At 67.4% G+C, this 18,314-nt stretch carries 18 protein-coding genes; 9 read left to right on the top strand and 9 right to left on the bottom strand.

Annotated elements, in window-relative coordinates; all coding sequences use genetic code 11:
- Window positions 1-34: 34 nt before the first annotated feature.
- From M9978_RS00485 to dapA, 3 genes are read right to left on the bottom strand one after another with little or no spacing between them, the layout of a single operon-like run.
- The gene (locus M9978_RS00485; RefSeq protein ID WP_436977156.1) at window positions 35-598 is read right to left on the bottom strand and encodes a DUF2062 domain-containing protein; all 564 of its coding nucleotides are present in this window, start codon (window positions 596-598) and stop codon (window positions 35-37) included.
- A complete protein-coding gene (gene smpB, locus M9978_RS00480) occupies window positions 591-1,073 on the bottom strand; it encodes an SsrA-binding protein SmpB (RefSeq protein WP_254290829.1) in 483 nt (160 codons plus the stop codon). The genes M9978_RS00485 and smpB overlap by 8 nt, the downstream gene beginning before the upstream one ends.
- Before the next feature lie 48 nt (window positions 1,074-1,121).
- A complete protein-coding gene (gene dapA, locus M9978_RS00475) occupies window positions 1,122-2,003 on the bottom strand; it encodes a 4-hydroxy-tetrahydrodipicolinate synthase (protein ID WP_254290828.1) in 882 nt (293 codons plus the stop codon).
- Between the two features lie 71 nt (window positions 2,004-2,074).
- Between dapA and M9978_RS00470 the strand changes: the two genes are divergently transcribed.
- The 4 genes from M9978_RS00470 (at window position 2,075) to M9978_RS00455 (ending at window position 5,747) form a co-directional block, all read left to right on the top strand.
- Window positions 2,075-4,060, top strand: a complete 1,986-nt coding sequence (locus M9978_RS00470) for a lytic transglycosylase domain-containing protein (protein WP_254290827.1) — start codon at window positions 2,075-2,077, stop codon at window positions 4,058-4,060.
- The gene (locus M9978_RS00465) at window positions 4,057-4,473 is read left to right on the top strand and encodes a GNAT family acetyltransferase (protein WP_254290826.1); all 417 of its coding nucleotides are present in this window, start codon (window positions 4,057-4,059) and stop codon (window positions 4,471-4,473) included. Before M9978_RS00470 ends, M9978_RS00465 begins: the two co-directional genes overlap by 4 nt.
- Window positions 4,470-4,952 carry a transcription elongation factor GreB gene (gene greB / locus M9978_RS00460; protein WP_254290825.1) on the top strand — a complete coding sequence of 161 codons (483 nt, stop codon included), beginning with the start codon at window positions 4,470-4,472 and terminating at the stop codon, window positions 4,950-4,952. The genes M9978_RS00465 and greB overlap by 4 nt, the downstream gene beginning before the upstream one ends.
- A 75-nt stretch (window positions 4,953-5,027) precedes the next feature.
- Entirely contained in the window at window positions 5,028-5,747 is a 720-nt protein-coding gene (locus M9978_RS00455; RefSeq protein ID WP_254290824.1) for a Crp/Fnr family transcriptional regulator, read from the top strand.
- A gap of 1 nt (window position 5,748) precedes the next feature.
- On the opposite strand, the gene M9978_RS00450 is transcribed toward M9978_RS00455, so the two are convergent.
- Both M9978_RS00450 and aspS read right to left on the bottom strand, forming a co-directional pair.
- Window positions 5,749-7,128: an L-serine ammonia-lyase gene (locus tag M9978_RS00450; RefSeq protein ID WP_254290823.1), complete on the bottom strand. Its 1,380-nt coding sequence runs from the start codon at window positions 7,126-7,128 to the stop codon at window positions 5,749-5,751.
- 72 nt (window positions 7,129-7,200) lie between these two features.
- Complete coding sequence (aspS, locus tag M9978_RS00445; protein WP_254290822.1) at window positions 7,201-8,994, bottom strand: aspartate--tRNA ligase; 1,794 nt, start codon at window positions 8,992-8,994, stop codon at window positions 7,201-7,203.
- 91 nt (window positions 8,995-9,085) lie between these two features.
- On the opposite strand from aspS, the gene rnd reads away from it, so the two are divergent.
- Together rnd and M9978_RS00435 are read left to right on the top strand one after the other, a co-directional pair.
- Window positions 9,086-10,264: a ribonuclease D gene (gene rnd, locus M9978_RS00440; protein WP_254290821.1), complete on the top strand. Its 1,179-nt coding sequence runs from the start codon at window positions 9,086-9,088 to the stop codon at window positions 10,262-10,264.
- A complete protein-coding gene (locus tag M9978_RS00435) occupies window positions 10,261-10,545 on the top strand; it encodes an I78 family peptidase inhibitor (protein ID WP_254290820.1) in 285 nt (94 codons plus the stop codon). Before rnd ends, M9978_RS00435 begins: the two co-directional genes overlap by 4 nt.
- A gap of 4 nt (window positions 10,546-10,549) precedes the next feature.
- Here M9978_RS00435 and M9978_RS00430 read toward each other — a convergent pair whose 3' ends face one another.
- Genes M9978_RS00430 through M9978_RS00415 form a run of 4 tightly spaced genes read right to left on the bottom strand, consistent with a single transcriptional unit; the run spans window position 10,550 to window position 16,132 of the window.
- Entirely contained in the window at window positions 10,550-12,049 is a 1,500-nt protein-coding gene (locus tag M9978_RS00430) for a Ppx/GppA phosphatase family protein (RefSeq protein ID WP_436977155.1), read from the bottom strand.
- 2 nt (window positions 12,050-12,051) lie between these two features.
- On the bottom strand, window positions 12,052-14,220 hold the full coding sequence (locus M9978_RS00425; protein ID WP_254290819.1) for an RNA degradosome polyphosphate kinase: 2,169 nt from the start codon (window positions 14,218-14,220) through the stop codon (window positions 12,052-12,054).
- 11 nt (window positions 14,221-14,231) lie between these two features.
- Window positions 14,232-14,855, bottom strand: coding sequence for a P-loop NTPase family protein (locus M9978_RS00420; RefSeq protein ID WP_254290818.1), 624 nt, complete (start codon window positions 14,853-14,855; stop codon window positions 14,232-14,234).
- Window positions 14,852-16,132, bottom strand: a complete 1,281-nt coding sequence (locus M9978_RS00415; RefSeq protein ID WP_254290817.1) for a heavy-metal-associated domain-containing protein — start codon at window positions 16,130-16,132, stop codon at window positions 14,852-14,854. The genes M9978_RS00420 and M9978_RS00415 overlap by 4 nt, the downstream gene beginning before the upstream one ends.
- A gap of 62 nt (window positions 16,133-16,194) precedes the next feature.
- Between M9978_RS00415 and purM the strand changes: the two genes are divergently transcribed.
- From purM to M9978_RS00400, 3 genes are read left to right on the top strand one after another with little or no spacing between them, the layout of a single operon-like run.
- Window positions 16,195-17,289, top strand: coding sequence for a phosphoribosylformylglycinamidine cyclo-ligase (gene purM / locus M9978_RS00410; RefSeq protein WP_254290816.1), 1,095 nt, complete (start codon window positions 16,195-16,197; stop codon window positions 17,287-17,289).
- Window positions 17,282-17,851: a phosphoribosylglycinamide formyltransferase gene (gene purN / locus M9978_RS00405; protein WP_254290815.1), complete on the top strand. Its 570-nt coding sequence runs from the start codon at window positions 17,282-17,284 to the stop codon at window positions 17,849-17,851. Before purM ends, purN begins: the two co-directional genes overlap by 8 nt.
- Window positions 17,848-18,225 (top strand): MmcQ/YjbR family DNA-binding protein, encoded by a 378-nt coding sequence (locus M9978_RS00400; RefSeq protein ID WP_254290814.1) that lies wholly within the window; start codon window positions 17,848-17,850, stop codon window positions 18,223-18,225. The genes purN and M9978_RS00400 overlap by 4 nt, the downstream gene beginning before the upstream one ends.
- Window positions 18,226-18,314 lie beyond the last annotated feature (89 nt).

Genomic DNA, 18,314 nt, shown 5'->3' with positions numbered 1-18,314 from the left:
CATACGGTCGATCAAGCGGAGAATGTATCGCCTGTTACGGCTTTACCTCACGTGAATGCGCCCGCTTCTTCCACTTGCGCGCGATCCACAGCCGCCAGCCGACGGCGCTGGCAATATAGCCCAGCACCGACGCGACGATGGTGATCGTCACGAGGCCCGTGATCAGCGCCGGCCCCGCCTCGGACCATAGCCAGTTGAGCCAGCTGTCATTGGCGACGTGCGTGGTGATCGGCTGCCCCGGCACCGTGGCGTCGAAATGCAGGATCTTGCGCCCCACCCAATAGGCGAATGCCCAGAGCGGCGGCGTCGTCACCGGATTGGTCAGGAAGGTGGTCAGCGAGGCGGTGGGGATATTCGCCCGGAACGGCAGCGCGAACAGCGCCGAGAAGAAGATCTGGGCGACCGGGATCATGATCCCCGTGACCATCCCCAGCGCCACGCCGCGCGGCACCGAGCGGCGGGTGAAGCGCCACAGCTCCGGCGCCAGCACGCGATGCGCGACCGGGCGCAGCCAGCGATTGGCCTCCAGGCTCTCGCGAGTCGGCATGTTGCGGTCCGCCCAGGCCCGCACGCGGTCCCAGAACGTCCGGTCAGCCACGGTCGCGGAGGAGCCTTCCCTGTTCACGCTTCCAGTCTCGTTCCTTGATCGTCTCACGCTTGTCGTGAGTCTTCTTGCCCTTCGCCAACGCCAGTTCCACCTTCGCGCGGCCGCGCGAGTTGAAATAGATCGACAGCGGCACCAGGGTCATCCCCTCGCGTGCTACCGCGCCGTGCAGCTTTTCTATCTGCCGTAGATGAAGGAGCAATTTACGGGGCCGCTTGGGTTCATGGTTGAACCGGTTGCCGTGGGAAAATTCGGGAATGTTGGCGTTGACCAGCCACGCCTGCTCGCCGCGGATCTCGGCATAGCTCTCGGCGATCGACCCTTCGCCGAAACGCAGCGCCTTCACCTCGGTGCCCTGTAGCGCGATGCCGGCCTCGTACACGTCCTCGATGAAGTATTCGAAGCGAGCCTTGCGGTTCTCGGCGACGATCTTCTTCTTGTCGAATTCGGTGGGACGCGGACGGGCCATGGGACGCGCGATGTAGGGCCGCGCGCCGCTAAAGGGAAGCGGACGGCTTCAGATAATCCCCGCCGCCGCCATCGCCGCATCGACCGCCGCCCGCGCTGCCTCGTTCGCCGGCGTCATCGGCAGCCGCGTCTCGCCCGAAATGTCGGGCCGCAACTTGCTCACCGCGTACTTGACCGGCCCCGGCGAAGCATCCGCGAACATCGCATTGTGCAGCGGGAACAGCCGGTCGTGCAGCGCCAGCGCGAGCACGGTGTCACCTTCCGCCCACGCCTTCTGGAACTGCGCGCACAGCCTCGGGGCGACATTGGCCGTCACCGAAATGCACCCCACCCCGCCGGTCGCGTTGAACGCCAGTGCGGTATCGTCATTGCCCGACAGTTGCGCAAAGCCCGCCCGCAGCCCCGCGCGATGTCGCGACACGCGGCACAGGTCGCCGGTCGCGTCCTTGATCGCGACGAATGTGTCGGGGAACGCCTGCACGATGCGGATCACCGTCTCGGGCTGGATGTCGGTCACCGTCCGCCCCGGCACATTGTAGAGCATGATCGGCAGCTCGCATTCGCGCGCCACCGCCTCGAAATGACGGAAGATGCCCTCCTGGCTCGGACGGTTATAGTAAGGCGGCACCATCAGCACCGCGTCGGCGCCGGCCTCCTTCGCGGCCTTGACGTTGCCGATCGCGACTTGCGTGTCGTTCGACCCGGTGCCCGCGATCACTGGCACGCGCCCGCGCGCCTGCTCGGCACATACCCGCACCACCTCGAAATGCTCGTCCTTGGTCAACGTCGCGGCTTCGCCGGTGGTGCCGACCGGCACCAGCGCCGAGGAACCCTCGGCAATCTGCCACTCGACGAAATCGCGATAGGCGGCCTCATCGAACAGGCCGTCGCGGAACGGCGTGATCAGGGCGGGAATCGAGCCAGAGAACATAATCGCCAAAACGCCCTATTCGTCAGAAATTCGGGGTGGCCAATAGGCCCGGCTTGCGTATCATGTCCAGCATGCTTGCCTCAGTGTTGAAGAGCGGGCTTCTGCTCGCCGGCGTATCAGGTGTCGCGGTCTCCTCCCAGGTCGTGCAGGACGGATTTGGCGGCTATCGCACTTCGCCCCCGCCCGTGGCGCAATCGGCCTCGCTCCAATATGTGATCGGCGACTGGAAACGGCTCCAGCAGTCGGACCGTTACCCGTTCACCGACTACGCCAATTTCATGCTCGCCCACCCCGGCTGGCCGGGCGAGACCGGCCGTCGCGCCGCTGCCGAGACGACGCTGGGCTCGGGTGTCGAAGCCCCGTCGCTCGTCACCCGCTATTTCGACCGTTTCCCGCCGCTCACCGCCGCCGGGCGCGTCCGCTTCGCCGAGGCGCTCGCGGTCTCGGGCCGCCGTGCCGAGGCCGACGAGCAGGCCCGCCGTGCCTGGCGCAGCGGCTCGCTGCGTCCCGCCGACGAAACCGCGCTGATGAGCAGCTTCCCCGGCGCGATCGGTCCGGCGGATCACGACGCCCGCATGGATGCTTTGCTGTGGCAGGACGCCCGCGCCGCCGCGGCGCGTCAGCTCGGCTTCACCTCGCCGCAGAACCGTGCGGTCTTCGACGCCCGCCTCGCGCTGCGCAGCAACTGGCCAGACGCGTCGGTCAAGGCCGCCGCCGCCGAAGCGCTCGGCAGCCGCGACCCCGGCTTCATCGCCGACCGCGCGAGCTGGTACCGCAACAACGGCGCGAGCGGCTCCGCCCGCTCGTTGCTCGCCCGCCCCCGCGCGCTCGCCAGCCTGCCCGGCAATGTCGAGAAATGGTACGAAGTGCTGCTGACCAATGCCCGCGCGGCGGAAGCCGACGGCCAGTACAGCCTCGCCTATGACATCGCGTCCAGGGTCGACGATGCGCTGCCCCCCGGCGCCGAAGTCTCCGACATGAGCCTCGGCATCCGCGACGATTATACCAGCCTCGTGTGGCTCGCCGGCACGCTCGCGCTGCAAAAACTCCGCCGCCCGGCCGACGCGATGGCGATGTTCGACCGCTATTCACGCGGAAGCCGCACGCCGACCACTCAGTCCAAGGGCCTCTATTGGGCCGGCCGCGCCGCCGAGGCTGCCGGGCAAGCCTCGACCGCGCAAACCTACTACCAGCGCGCCGCCGCCTTCTCCGACCTCTATTATGGCCAGCTCGCCGCCGAGCGCACCGGCCTCGCGCTGAAGGCCCCGCCCGCCTTCAATCCAGCGGCCGCCGCCCCCGCCGCACGCGCCGCCTTCTTCAACCGCGAGGTCGTTCGCGCCGCGCAATATCTTGGCCAGACCGGTCAGTATCAGGACCAGGGCCTGTTCCTGCGCCAGATCGCCGCCGACGCCACCAGCGCCGAGGACCACATCCTCGCGACCGAGCTCTCACGCAGCATCGGCCGTCCCGATCTCGGCGTGATGGTCGGGCGCAGCGCGCTGTTGAACGGCCTCACCGACTATACTGTCGCCGGCTACCCCTCGGTCGCGGTGCCGCCGGGCGAGGAGAGCTATTTCACGATCATCCACGCCATTGCCCGGCAGGAAAGCCAGTTCGACCGTGCCGCGGTCAGCCGCGTCGGCGCGCGCGGCCTCATGCAGCTGATGCCCGGCACCGCGCGCGAGACCGCGGGCAAGCTCGGCCTCGGCTATGATCTCGGCGCGCTCACCAGCGACACCGGCTATAACATCCGCCTAGGTTCGAGCTACTTCCAGCGCATGCTGAGCTATTATGGCGGCAGCTACCCGCTCGCCGTCGCCGCCTACAATGCCGGGCCGGGCAATGTGAACAAGTGGCTGCGCGCCAATGGCGACCCGCGCGCCGGCAGCATCGGCATGATCGAATGGGTCGAGGCGATCCCGATCTTCGAGACCAAGAACTACGTCCAGCGCGTGCTCGAAAACGCCGTGGTCTACGATCTCCTCCACCCCCAGCGCGCCCGCTCGCGCGGCGATGCGCGGATCAGCTGGTATCTCGGCAAGAGCCGTCCCGGTTGATCGAGGTCATTCCCTACACCGAAGACCAGTTCGCCGAGGTCGATGCGCTATGGCGAGCCGTCTTTCCCGAGGACCCGCCACACAGTCACGCCGCCGTCGCCGTCCCGCAAAAGCTCGCCGTCCAGCGCGACCTGTTCCTCGTCGCGGTCGAGGGCGGCCATGTCCTCGGCACGATCCTCGCCGGCTATGACGGGCATCGTGGCTGGCTCTACAAGCTCGCCGTCCACCCCAATGCGCGCCGCTGCGGCATCGGCGAGAAACTGGTCCGCGCCGCCGAAAAGCGCCTCGCCGCGCTCGGCTGCACCAAGGCCAATCTCCAGGTCCGCAGCAACAATGACGAGGCCGCCCGCTTCTGGGCGCACATGGGCTATGCCGAGGAACCGCGCATCGCTATGGGCCGTCACCTCGCATGAACGATCGCCCCAACTACATCACGCCCGCCGGCTATTCTGCGCTCAAGGCCGAATATGACGCCCTCTTCGCCGGCGAGCGTCCCAAGCTGGTCGAGACCATCGCCTGGGCTGCCGGCAATGGCGACCGCTCCGAGAATGGCGATTACATCTACGGCCGCAAGCGCCTGCGCGAGATCGACCGCCGCCTCGGCTGGCTGGCGAAGCGGATGAAGGCCGCCAAGGTCGTCGATCCCGCCGTGCAGACCGACCGCAGTCGCATCTGGTTCGGCGCCACCGTCACCATCGCCGATGAGGACGACAACCACCGCACCCTGACCCTCGCCGGTGACGATGAAACCGATGCCGGCACCGGCCGCATCGGCTGGAATGCCCCGCTCGCCCGCGCGCTGCGCGGCGCCGCGGTCGGCGACGTGCGCAAGGTGACGCTGCCCGCGGGGGAAAAGGATTATGAGGTGCTCGCGATCGGCTATCCCGGCTGAACGCGCACGCTGTTTGATTTAGCGCGCCGAAAACGCGTGACGGCGTGCTAGGGCCGGGCACGACCCGGAGAAATCATGATCGAAGCGCACCTCAGGCGCCTGCGCGCTCGCCATTCCATCAGCGATGCGGAGGAAGCGGCGATCCGCGCCGCGATCGGCGAGATTCGCGACTTTCCTGCGCGCGGGACGCTGGTCGAAGCGGGCGAGGAGATGAGCCACAGCATGTTGCTGCTGAAGGGGCTCATCTGCCGCTACAAGGATTTGAGCGACGGCCAGCGCCAGATCACCCAGGTCCATGTCCCCGGCGATTTCCCCGATTTGCACAGCTTCACGCTCAAGAAGCTCGACCACAGCATCATGACGCTGACCCCGACGCGGATCGCGTTCGTGCCGCACGCCAATCTCAACGTGATCACCGAACGCTATCCGCATCTGACGCGGGTCTACTGGTTCTCGACCAATCTCGACGCCGCGATTCATCGCGAATGGGAGCTGTCGCTCGGCCGCCGCACCGCCCTGGGCCGCTGCGCGCACCTGCTCGCCGAATTCCGTTTCCGGCTCGAAGTCGTCGGCCTCGCCACCAAGAACGGCTATGACCTGCCGATCAGCCAGATCGACCTGTCGGAATGCCTCGGCTTGACGCCAGTGCATGTGAACCGCTCGCTGCGCCGCCTGCGCGAGGACGGCATCGTCACTTTCCGTACCGGCCGCGTCGTGATCCACGACCTCGCGCGGCTGGAAGAAGCTGGCGAGTTCGACCCGGCCTATCTCTACCCGGTCGCGGTGCCGATCTAGCTCAGCACGCCACGACGTTGACCGCGAGCCCGCCCTGCGCAGTTTCCTTGTATTTCGACCGCATGTCCTCGCCGGTCTGGCGCATCGTCTCAATCACCGCGTCGAGGCTCACGACATGGCTGCCATCGCCGTGCATGGCGAGATACGCGGCGTTGATCGCCTTGATCGCGCCCATCGTATTGCGCTCGATGCACGGGATCTGCACGAGGCCGCCGATCGGATCGCAGGTCAGCCCCAGATTATGCTCCATCCCGATCTCGGCGGCATTTTCGATCTGCGCGTTGGTCGCGCCCAGCGCCGCCGCCAGCCCCGCCGCCGCCATAGAGCAAGCGACGCCGACCTCGCCCTGACACCCCATCTCAGCCGCCGAGATCGACGCCCGCTTCTTGTACAGAAACCCGATCGCCGCCGCCGTCAGCAGGAAGGTCCGCGCCCCGGCCGGCGTCGGGGACGCGCAGAAGGTCTCGTAATAGCGCAGCACCGCGGGGATCACCCCCGCCGCGCCATTGGTCGGCGCGGTGACGACGCGGCCGCCCGCAGCATTCTCCTCATTCACCGCCAGCGCCCACAAGCTCACCCAGTCGAACACCAGGGACGGATCGCTGCGTGGCCCGCGCGCGATCAGCCGCGCGTGCAGGTCGCGCGCACGGCGCTTGACCTTGAGCCCGCCCGGCAATTCTCCCTCCCCACGCATCCCGCGCTCGATGCACGCCGACATCGCCGCGCGTAGCGAATCGATGAACGCATCGGTCTCGGCATCGTCGCGCCAGGCGGCTTCGTTCGCGCGCACGATATCGGCGATGCTCGCCCCCTGTACCTCGCCCACCGCGAGCAGCTCCGCACCCGACGAAAAGGCGAATGGCAGCTTCACATTGGTCTGCGGCGCCTCGCACCCGCCCTCGACCACCGCGCCGCCGCCGATCGAATACCAGAAGGTCTCATACGGCTCACCCTCGGCATAATGCGCGACGAAGCGCATGCCATTGGGGTGCGCTGGCAGGAACCGGTCACTGTGGAAAATCAGGTGCGTGCCCTCGACGAACGGCACCGCCATATGCCCGCCGAGCTTGAGCTGCCCTTCTGCCCGGATCGTCGCGATGATCGCGCTGACCGCGTCGGGATCGACTCGCTCGGGCTGATGCCCGGCAAGCCCCAGCATCACCGCGCTATCGGTCGCATGTCCCTTCCCCGTCAGCGCGAGCGAGCCGAACAGCTCACACGACACCGACAGCGGCGTGCCACGATCGAGCGCCGCCTCTGCAAAGGCGAACCCGGCACGCATCGGCCCCACCGTATGCGATGACGACGGCCCGATGCCGATGGTGAACAGGTCCGCAAGCCCGATCGTGGCCTCGGCGCGGGTGCGTGTGGATTCGAGCATTGGCAACGATCTAGCACGATCCCCGCCGCTCGTCCGGGTCCAATAGCCGGACCGCCGACGGGACCCGTCGCTTCAGGCCGGTGCAACACCCGGCGCAAGCCGGATGTTCAGTTCCTTCAACTGCTTGTCGCTGACGAACGACGGCGCCTGCATCATAAGGTCCTCCGCCTTCTGGTTCATCGGGAAGACGATCACTTCGCGGATGTTCGGCTGGTCGGCCAGCAGCATCACGATGCGGTCGACGCCCGGCGCCGATCCGCCGTGCGGCGGCGCGCCGAACTTGAACGCGTTCATCATCCCACTGAAGTTGGTGTCGACCTGCTCCTGCGTGTAACCAGCGATCTCGAACGCCTTGTACATGATCTCGGGCCGGTGGTTCCGGATCGCGCCCGACGACAGCTCGATGCCGTTGCAGACGATGTCATACTGCCAGGCGAGGATGTCGAGCGGGTCCTTGGTCTCCAGCGCTTCCAGCTCGCCCTGCGGCATGCTGAACGGGTTGTGGCTGAAATCGATCTTCTTCGCGTCCTCGTCATATTCGAACATCGGGAAGTCGACGATCCAGCAGAATTCGAAGCGCGACTTGTCGATCAGCTCCAGCTGCTCGCCCGCCCGAGTCCGCGCCAGCCCAGCCAGCTTGGCCGCCTGCGCTTCCTTGCCGGCGGCGAAGAAGATGCCGTCATTCGGCCCAAGCCCGAGCGAATCGGCGATCGCCTTCATGCCCTCCTGGCCATGGTTGTTGGCGATCGGCCCGCCGAACACGCCGTCCTTCTGCGTCGCATAGCCAAGGCCCGGGAAGCCTTCGCTCTGCGCCCAGCTGTTCATATCGTCAAAGAATTTGCGGCTCTTCTCATGCGTCCCCGGCGCCGGGATCGCGCGCACCACATCGCCGCCCTCGACGATCGAAGCGAAACGCCCAAAGCCCGAGCCCTTGAAGAATTCGCTGACGTCCCCGATCACGATCGGGTTGCGCAGATCGGGCTTGTCGTTGCCATATTTCAGCATCGATTCGCGGTACGGGATGCGCTTGAACGGCAGCGGCGAGACGGTGCGCCCCTTGCCCTGCCAGTCCGCATACTCCTCGAACACGCCATGCAGCACCGGCTCGATCGCCGCGAACACATCGTCCTGCGTGACATAGCTCATCTCGAAATCGAGCTGGTAGAACTCGCCCGGCGAGCGGTCCGCGCGCGCATCCTCGTCGCGGAAGCACGGCGCGATCTGGAAATAACGGTCGAAACCGGCGACCATCAGCAGCTGCTTGAACATCTGCGGCGCCTGCGGGAGCGCGTAGAACTTGCCCGGATGCACGCGGCTCGGCACCAGATAATCGCGCGCGCCCTCGGGCGACGAGGCCGTCAGGATCGGCGTCTGGAACTCGGTAAAGCCCTGCCCGATCATCCGCTTGCGCAGCGACGCGATCACGTTCGACCGCAGCATGATGTTGGCATGAAGCGCCTCGCGCCGCAGGTCGAGGAAGCGGTAGCGCAGGCGGATATCCTCGGGATATTCGGCGTCGCCGAACACCGGCATCGGCAGTTCCTGCGCGTGGCTCTGCACCGTGACGCCCTTGGCGAACACCTCGATCTCGCCGGTCGCAAGGTTCGGGTTCACCGTCGTTTCCGACCGCGCCTTCACCAGCCCGTCGATCGTCACCACCGACTCGACGCGCAGCCCCTCCAGCACCGGCAGCGCCGGCGAATCGCTGTCAGCGACGATCTGCGTCACGCCATAATGGTCGCGCAGATCGACGAACAACACGCCGCCATGATCGCGTTTGCGGTGAATCCAGCCCGAAAGGCGGACGGTCTCACCGACCTGAGCGGCGGCGAGCTGGCCGCAATGGTGCGAACGATAGGCGTGCATGGCGACTTTCAACATCTTTGTATGGAAAGTGGCGCGCTTCCCCTCCACTCGCCCCTTTGTCAACCCGCGCACTCGGGTCTATGGGCCAGCGATGCACATTCACGGTCTGATCGAAGACTCCGCCAGTCTCGCCAATCTCTGCACCCGCCTCGCGCAGCAGCCGTTCATCACGGTCGATACCGAGTTCATGCGCGAGAACACCTTCTGGCCCGAGCTCTGCCTCATCCAGATCGCCGACACCAACGAGGCGGCGGCGATCGACCCGATGGCGCCCGGCATCGACATGACCCCGCTGCTCGACCTGCTCGTCAACAACGAGGACGTGCTCAAGGTCTTCCACGCCGGCGGGCAGGATCTCGAGATCGTCTACAACCTCACCGGCAAGACCCCGCACCCGCTGTTCGACACGCAGGTCGCGGCGATGGCGCTCGGCCAGGGCGAGCAGATCGGCTATTCCAACCTTGTCGAAACCTATCTCGGCATCACCGTCGACAAGGGCGCGCGTTTCACCGACTGGAGCCGCCGCCCGCTCGACAAGCGCCAGATCGATTATGCGATCTGCGACGTCACCTATCTCTCCGAAATCTTCCCCAAGATGCTGGAAAAGCTGCGCAAGACCGGGCGCGGCGACTGGCTCGACGAGGAAATGGAGCGGATCGCCGATCCCGAAAACTACCGCAACGATCCCGACGAGGCGTGGCAACGCATCCGTATCTCCAGCCGCAAGGCCGATGTGCTGGGCCGCCTCAAGGCGCTCGCCCGCTGGCGCGAGCTCGAAGCGCAGGGCAAGAACCTGCCGCGCGGCCGCATCGTCAAGGACGAGACGATCGCCGATCTCGCCGCCAACCCACCGCGCAAGCAGGCCGACCTGACGCGCGTGCGCGGCCTCTCCGCGGCATGGGGCGGCAACGATATCGGCGGGCGGCTGATGAGCGCGATCGAAGGCGCGACCGCGATGTCCGCAACGGAAATGCCCGCGCGCGACGACCGCAAGCTCCCGCTCGGCAAGGAAGGCGCGCTGGTCGCCGACCTGCTCAAGCTGCTCCTCAAGATTCGCGCGCGCGACATCAACGTCGCCTCCCGCCTGCTCGCGCGCTCCGACGACCTCGAAGCGCTCGCCGCCGGCCAGCGCGAGGGGCTGTCGATCCTCGAAGGCTGGCGCTTCGAGCAATTCGGCCGCGACGCGCTCGCGCTGGTCGAGGGTCAGCTCGGGTTCACCGTGCGCAATGGTAAGCTCAAGATGACGCGAACCGAGGAACCGCCGCAATGATCCGCCTTGCCGCCGCCCTGCTGCCCCTGCCGCTGATCGCCTGTACGATGTCGCCGGAAACCGAAGACCGGCTCGGCGTGCAGTGCAACGCCGACCGCGTCCAGCCGCTGATCGGCCGCGAGGCGACGCCCGATCTGGTGGCTCGCGCCAGGGAACGTTCGGGCGCACGCACCGTCCGCGTGATCAAGCCCGGCGACGCGGTCACGATGGACTTCCGCTCGGACCGGCTGAATCTGGAACTCGACAACGTCAACACGATCAAGGCCGCCCGCTGCGGCTGATCGCCTAGACGTCCACTGCCGCCGTCAGCCCCAGCGCCCCGGCCAGCGCGCGATGCCGCCGCTCCACCGCCTCGCCATAGAGCGCCGCATGTTCTGCATCGAAATGCAGAACCAGCCGCTCGTCATCGGCGACCATTGACGACCGCCGCAGCGGCCCCGCGATCCCGCCGCTCAGCCGCTGGCCGAGCCGCATCGCCAGCCCCCAAAGCTTGGCGCGCTCGATATCGTCGATCTGCGCGAGCTGGCCGATCGGCGGCGGCGATTCGAGTCCGCCGCCGAGCGAGGTGAACAGCGCCTGCGCCAGCAGCGCCCGCCCCCGCGCGTCGATCCCCACCCAATTGCCGTGCAACGCGATCTCGAGGCCGCGCTCGGCCCGGAATTCCGGGTTGGCGCGCCAGCCCACATCCGCCAGCAGGCACGCCGCATGACGCAGCCGCGCCAGCTCGGCAGGCTCATCCGCGAACAGCGGCCTGATCCATTCGTCGAGCAGGTCGCCATGTTCAGGAAACCGCCCGAACCGCTCCGCCTCGTCGCGCGCCGCCGCGATCAGCGGGTCCTCGCGCCGCTTCTCGACGCTCAGCTGGCCGAACAACAGCCCTTCGCGAAGCCCGAAGGCCGACACCACCGTTTCCCGGCTGCCGAGATGCTTGATCAGCACGCCGAGCAGCGCAGCCGCGTCCTCCATCGTCGCGACGCGGCCGGAGGACAGGTTGGGCACGGCCCGCATCTTGCCCTTGCCGAGCTGCGCGATCGTGCGCTGGAGCCGTGTCACGGTCTGCGCTGCCATGCGATATTCGTGGATCACCGGCAGCGGGTAGCCGGTCAAATGCATGTCGAGCCGCGCCAGCGCGCGCCACGATCCGCCGACCAGATAGAAGGGCAACCCTTCCCCGCGTTTCGCCCAGCCCGCTTCCGCGAGCAGCGCCGCGACGGTCTTGTCGAGCGTACCCTTGCCCTTGCCGCGGATCGCGCCGAGCCGCAGCACGCCGAGCGGGAAGGACACGCGGTCGGTCACCGTCCCGGCGACCACCCGGACCAGCTCCAGCGAGCCGCCGCCCAGATCGCCGACGATCCCGTCCGCCTCGGGTATCCCCGACAGCACGCCATAGCCCGCCGCCAGCGCTTCGGACTCGCCCGACAGCAATTCGACGTCCAGCCCGAGCGCGCGCGCGATCGCGATCAATTGCTCGCCATTCGCCGCCTCGCGCACCGCGGCGGTCGCCACCGTGCGGATCGTGTCGACCTCCATCTCGCGCGCCAGGCTCGCAAAGCGCGCCAGCGCCGTGGTCGCCATCGTCAGCGACGCCTCGTCGATGCTACCGGTCTCGGCCAGCGAGCGGCCCAGTCCCGCCATCACCTTCTCGTTGAACAAGGTCGCCGGCAACCGCGCGGTGCCGTCATAGACGACGAGGCGAATCGAGTTCGACCCGATGTCGATGATCGCCGCGCGGCTTGCCGCAGCCGGCGCCGGCGCGCGCGGCTTGCGGAACAGCAACTGAGTCACGCTCACCCGTTTCGCTCGGCGCGCCAGCGGCGCAGCGACAGCTTGGGCACCGCACGGCTGGTTTCCAGCGCCGCACCGCGGCCCGACAGCGACGGATTGGTCATGAAATAACGGTGCAGGTTGAACGGCTTGGCGCCGGGAATTTCGCGCACATAGCGGCCATCGCTTTCCAGCTCCCAGCTTTGTTCGTCATCGATCAGATTGGCGACCATCACCTGGTCGAGCACCTGATCATGCACCGTATGGTTCAGGATCGGAAGCATGAACTCGACTCGGCGGTCGAAGTTGCGCGGCATCCAGTCCGCCGACGAGATGAACAGCTGCGCCCCGTCATTGGGCAGCGCCTTGCCGTTGCCGAACGCCCAGATGCGGCTGTGCTCCAGAAACCGCCCGACCACCGACTTGACCGAGATATTCTCCGACATGCCCTCGATCCCCGGCCGCAGGCAGCAGATGCCGCGCACGATCAGGTCGATCTCGACCCCGGCATTGCTGGCCTCGTACAACTTCTCGATCATCGCCGGATCGACCAGGCTGTTCATCTTGCCCCAGATCGCCGCCGGCCTGTCCGCCAGCGCATTGGCGATCTCGGCATCGACGAGTTCCATCAGCCGGTCGCGCAAATGCCGCGGTGACACCGTCAGCCGCTCGAGATCCTCCGGCTCGACATAGCCGGTGACGTAATTGAAGATCTTCGCCGCATCGCGTCCCATCGCCGGATCGGCGGTGAAGAAGCTCAAATCGGTATAGATGCGCGCCGTCACCGGGTGATAGTTGCCGGTGCCGAAATGGCAGTAGGTGCGGAACTCGTCGCCCTCGCGCCGCACCACCATCGACACCTTGGCGTGCGTCTTCCAGGTGGTGAAACCATAGATCACCTGCACGCCCGCGCGCTCCAGCGCCGACGCCCACAGCAAATTCTGCTCCTCGTCGAACCGTGCCTTGAGCTCGACCACCGCCGTCACCGACTTGCCCGCCTCGGCCGCCGCGATCAGCGCCTGGATCACCGCCGATTGCTTGCCCGCGCGATACAGCGTCTGCTTGATCGCGATGACGTCGGGATCGGAGGCGGCCTGCTTGAGGAAGGCCAGCACCACGTCGAACGTTTCGTAGGGGTGATGGACGATGATGTCCTTGGCCTTGATCGCCGCGAAACAGTCGCCGCCGAATTCGCGCACGCGCTCGGGAAAGCGTGGCGAATAAGGCGGGAATTTCAGGTCGGGGCGGTCCTCGTCGACGATCAGCGCCAGATCGCCGATGCCGAGGAACCCGCCGGTCTCGGTCAGCAACGCCTCGCTGCCGCCCAACTCTTCCTTCAGCACCGCCTCCAGCTCGGGATCGATGCCGTCTTCCATCTCCAGCCGGATCACGCGCCCCCGGCGGCGGCGCTTGATCGCGCTGCGGAAGTACAGCACCAGATCCTCGGCCTCTTCCTCCAGCTCGATATCGCTGTCGCGCAGCACGCGGAACGTCGCCGCGCCCTTCACCTCGTAACCGGGAAACAGGATCGCCGAGAACCGCTTGAGCAAAGTCTCGACCGTCACGTAACAGGCGTTGTCGCCCGGCATCCGCACGAAGCGCGGGCTTGCCGGCGGCAGCAGCACCAGTTCGCGGATCGGCTCGCCGTCGCTCTTGCGCACGAGGTCGAAGATCACGCTCAGCCCCTTGTTGGGGATGAACGGGAAGGGATGCGCCGGATCGAGCGCCTGCGGCGTCAGGATCGGAAAGATCTGCGTGCGGAAATGCGCCTCGATCCATTCGGCCACCGGCCCGGTGATCTCGTCCGCGTCGAGCACCTCCATGCCCCGCCCGTCGAGTTCAGCGCGAATATCGTTCCACACCGCCTGCTGCGTATCCACCAGCTCGCCGGCCTCGGCGACGATTGCGGCGAGCTGCTGCACGGGCGTCAGCCCGTCGGCGGAATGTGCTTCCACCTCCTGCATCTGCTGGCCCTTGAGGCCCGCGACGCGCACCATGAAGAACTCGTCGAGGTTCGAGCCCGAGATCGACAGGAAGCGCAGCCGTTCGAGCAGCGGATGCGCGGTGTTGCACGCCTCCTCCATCACCCGCCGGTTGAAGGCGAGCCAGGACAATTCCCGGTTGAAATAGCGCGCACCCCGCTCCGCATCGGGTTGGGCGGGGTCGGCCTGTACTTGCGCGCGGCTTGACATGAGTCCTCGGTTCAGCGGTCCGCCCCGGATTCCCTGAGCAGGCCGGACGCGGTCAATGTGGCCCGCGCCGCCGGGATCGACAAGCGCCGGTTGCGGCGGCGGCTGGCATCTTCCTCCAGCGCTTCGCCAGTGCGCAGGATGGAGAGGTAACTCCGCTCGATCCGGCGCATCACCCACGTCACTACATCGGGAGTCACGACAATTTCGTGACGGTCGAGAAACTGCCGCAGAATCTCGGTGGCGAGCGCATCGTCCGGCTCCTCGATCCGCGCCACCGGACTCGCCCCCAGCCGTGAGCGCAGGTCGGGCAGCCTGACCTCCCACAAGGGCGGCGCGTCGTCCGCCACCAGAAACAGCGGACGCCGCTCTGCCTGCGCCTGATTCCACGCGTGGAACAGCATCGTCTCGCTCTGCCGGTCGGCTTCGTCGATCATCGTCCCGCCGCTGCGCGCGACCATGGTGCGCGCCAGCAGGCTACGGCCCGACTTGCGCGGCCCGGTGATGATCGCCGCCATCACCGGCCAGGTCGCCGTATGTTCGAGGATGTGGACGGCGCGCGAATTGCCTTCGCCGATCAGGAACTTGTCCTCACGCGCGCCGGCTGGCCGGTCGAGCGGCAGGGAAAGCTGGCTCATCCGTCGCTGCTGTTCCCGGCTTCGGCAGGCGCCGGTGCGGGCGCGGGCGACCCGCCGCCGCGGCGGATGCGCAGCACGCCCGCGCCCTCCTGCACCTGCCAGCCGCGCGCTTCGAGCGCCGCGCGCAACGCAGCCTGGCTGCCGTCATAGGTCACGCGCATCAGCGAAACGCCGCCCAGCGCGAGACTGGTGGTGGTCGCTGAGCTCACGCCCGGCACTGCGCGCAACGCGCTCTCGCCATTGTTCACGGCGGCGACGCTCGGCGTCTCGAACTGGATCGTGAAGGCCGCACCGGTCGTGACCTGCGGTGTATCCGTCGTGTCCAGCACTTCCTCGGTGCCTTCCTCCTCGACCGGCACTTCCGGCTTGGGCGGCTCGGTCGCGAGCAGGCTGTCGGTCTTGAGGATGCCGGCGCGCAGCGCGTCCTGATACACCTTGTCGATCCGCTGGATCCCCGCGTCGATCAGCGCGCCCAGCGCATTGCCGTCGTTCACGCGCAGCACGAACTGCGCGATCTGGCGATTGTCGGGGCCATGACGCGCGGTGAACACGCCGACGATCGGCCCGCCGGGATAGCTGCGCCGCAGCTCGACGGTGGGCGCCAGCACGTCGGCCGCGCCATATTGATCGATGATCGCGCGCCACCAGCCGCGCCCGGGCCGTGCGATCTGCCCGGCGTTCATCAGCAGCCGGTCAGGCCCGGTACCGGCCGGCCGCACATAGTCGATCGCGCTGTTGCCGGTGCGGAATCGTCCCCAGCCCTCGGCAAAGGCGTTGCTGCCCTCGAACACGCGATGCGCCCCGCCCGACACCTGCACCGGCACCAGCAGCATCGGCGGCGAGCGCATCATCTGCCCGGCCACGCCCAGGATCGAAGCCGCCTTGCCGCGGTCGAACAGCACACCCAGCCGCGCGACATAGCGGTTCGGGCCGATCTGCTCGCGCTCGACGATGATCCCGGTGACCATCGCGTCAAGCGCCGAATCCGACAGCGTCGACGATTCGCCGGTCAGCCGCTGCGCCAGCATCGGCCACGCCTTGCGCTGCGCCAGCCGCCAGCCGCCGAGCCGCGCCGATTCGGCATCCTTGCCGCGCACGTCGACATCGACGCCGCCGACCTCGAAGCTGCCCGAACTGTCGCCCGCCTCGCGCCCCGACTCCGCCTTGGGACCGTTCTTGGGCGCGTCCTTCGCGGCCTGCGCAACCGCGAAACCAGCGGTGGCCAGCAGCGCAACGGCAGCGGTGGCAGTGGACCAAGGGGAGAAGCGCGCGAACATTCGGCGCCCTTTTGGCGAAGCAGGCGTGGAAATCCAAGCGCGATATCGCTAGGCGCGCATCCATGACCGAGCCCACGCCCTACACCTACGCCCAGGCGGGCGTGTCCATCGATGCCGGCAATGCGCTGGTAAAGGCCATCGCCCCCCTCGCCCGCTCGACCCGCCGTCCCGGCGCCGACGCCGACCTGGGCGGCTTTGGCGGGCTGTTCGACCTGAAGGCTGCGGGCTTCGCCGATCCGCTGCTCGTCGCCGCGAATGACGGCGTCGGCACCAAGCTCAAGCTCGCGATCGAGCATGACGCGCATGACGGCGTCGGCGTCGATCTGGTCGCGATGTGCGCCAACGATCTGATCGTGCAGGGTGCCGAGCCGCTGTTCTTCCTCGACTATTACGCCAGCGGCAAGCTCGTCTCCGGCGTCGCCGAGCGCGTGATCGCCTCGATCGCCGACGGCTGCCGCCAGGCCGGCTGCGCGCTGATCGGCGGCGAGACCGCGGAAATGCCCGGCATGTACGCCGATGGCGATTACGACCTCGCCGGCTTCTGCGTCGGCGCGGTCGAGCGCGACCGGCTGCTCGACGGCACCGCGATCAAGCCCGGCGACGTGCTGCTCGGCCTCGGCTCGACCGGTGTGCACAGCAACGGCTTTTCGCTCGTCCGCCGCCTCGCCGCGGACAAGGGCTGGAAGCTCAACCGCCCTGCCGTGTTCGATCAGGAGGTGATCCTGCTCGACGCGCTGATGGCGCCGACCCGCATCTATGTGAAGAGCCTGCTCCCGCTGCTGCGCGACGGCGCGATCAACGGCCTCGCGCACATCACCGGCGGCGGCCTGCTCGAAAACATCCCCCGCGTGCTGCCGGCTGGCTGCCATGCGCAAGTCGACGCCGACGCCTGGCTCCAGCCGCGGCTGATGGCCTTCCTGCAGGCGCAGGGCAATATCGAACCCGAGGAAATGGCCCGCACCTTCAACTGCGGCGTCGGCATGGTCGCGGTGGTCGCCGCCGACAAGGCCGACGCGGTCGCGCAAGCGCTGGAAGCGGCAGGCGAAACCGTCCACCGCATCGGCGCGATCGTCGCGGGCGAGCGCGGCTGCACGGTATCGGGCAGCACCGAGACGTGGAGCGCCCGCGCGGACTGGTCCGCGACGCACCATGGCTAAACGCAAGCTCGGCATCCTGATCTCCGGCCGCGGCTCGAACATGATGGCGCTGGCCGGAGCGGCACGCGCCGACGGCAGCCCCTACGAAGTCGCGCTCGTTGCCAGCGACAAGCCCGACGCGCCCGGCCTCGCCTGGGCACAGGACCAGGGCATTGCCACCTTCGCGCTCTCGCCCAAAGGCATGGCCAAGGCCGATTACGAAGCCCGGATCGACGCAGCATTGCGCGACGCCGGCGTCGAAGCGATCGCGCTCGCGGGCTACATGCGCCTGCTCACCAACGCGTTCGTTGCGCGCTGGCGCAGCCGCATCGTCAACATCCACCCATCGCTGCTGCCCAAATATAAAGGCCTCGACACCCATGCGCGCGCGATCGAGGCGGGCGACACCCACGCCGGCTGCTCGGTCCATGTCGTGACCGAGGAACTCGACGGCGGCGAGGTGCTGGGACAGGCGCAGGTCGCGATCCTGCCCGGCGACACCGCCGACAGCCTTGCCGACCGCGTGCTGACCGAGGAACACAAACTCTATCCCCGCATTGTCGCGGAATGGCTGAGCAAATGACCCCGCAGGCGGCGGACGCGCTGGAAAAGCTCCGCGCGATCGCCCTCGCCTTGCCCGAGGCCGACGAGAAGCTATCGCACGGCACGCCCGCTTTCTTCATCACTAAGGGCAAGATGTTCGCCTATTTCACCCACGACCATCATGGCGACGGGATCACCGCCGCGCTGGTCAAGACGAGCGGGCTGGAAGAACAGGGCATGCTCATCGAAATGGAGCCCGATCTCTATTACCGCCCGCCCTATATCGGCCCGTCCGGCTGGGTCGGCATCCATCTCGATCGCCCCGATACCGACTGGGACCGCGTCGCCGATCGAATCGCGATCAGCTGGGAACTCGTCGCACCGCGCCGCCTGCTCGAAGCGGGCGGGCGCTGATTTCAGCATCACCCGGTAAATCACCACCAACCTTGGATATATTCCCCGCGCGCGACGTTGATGGCTGAGACTTTTCTCAGCAAGCCAGG

Source organism: Sphingomonas tagetis, assembly GCF_024211275.1.
Taxonomy (GTDB): Bacteria; Pseudomonadota; Alphaproteobacteria; order Sphingomonadales; family Sphingomonadaceae; genus Sphingomonas; species Sphingomonas tagetis.
This window is presented reverse-complemented; position numbering and strand designations above follow the sequence as displayed.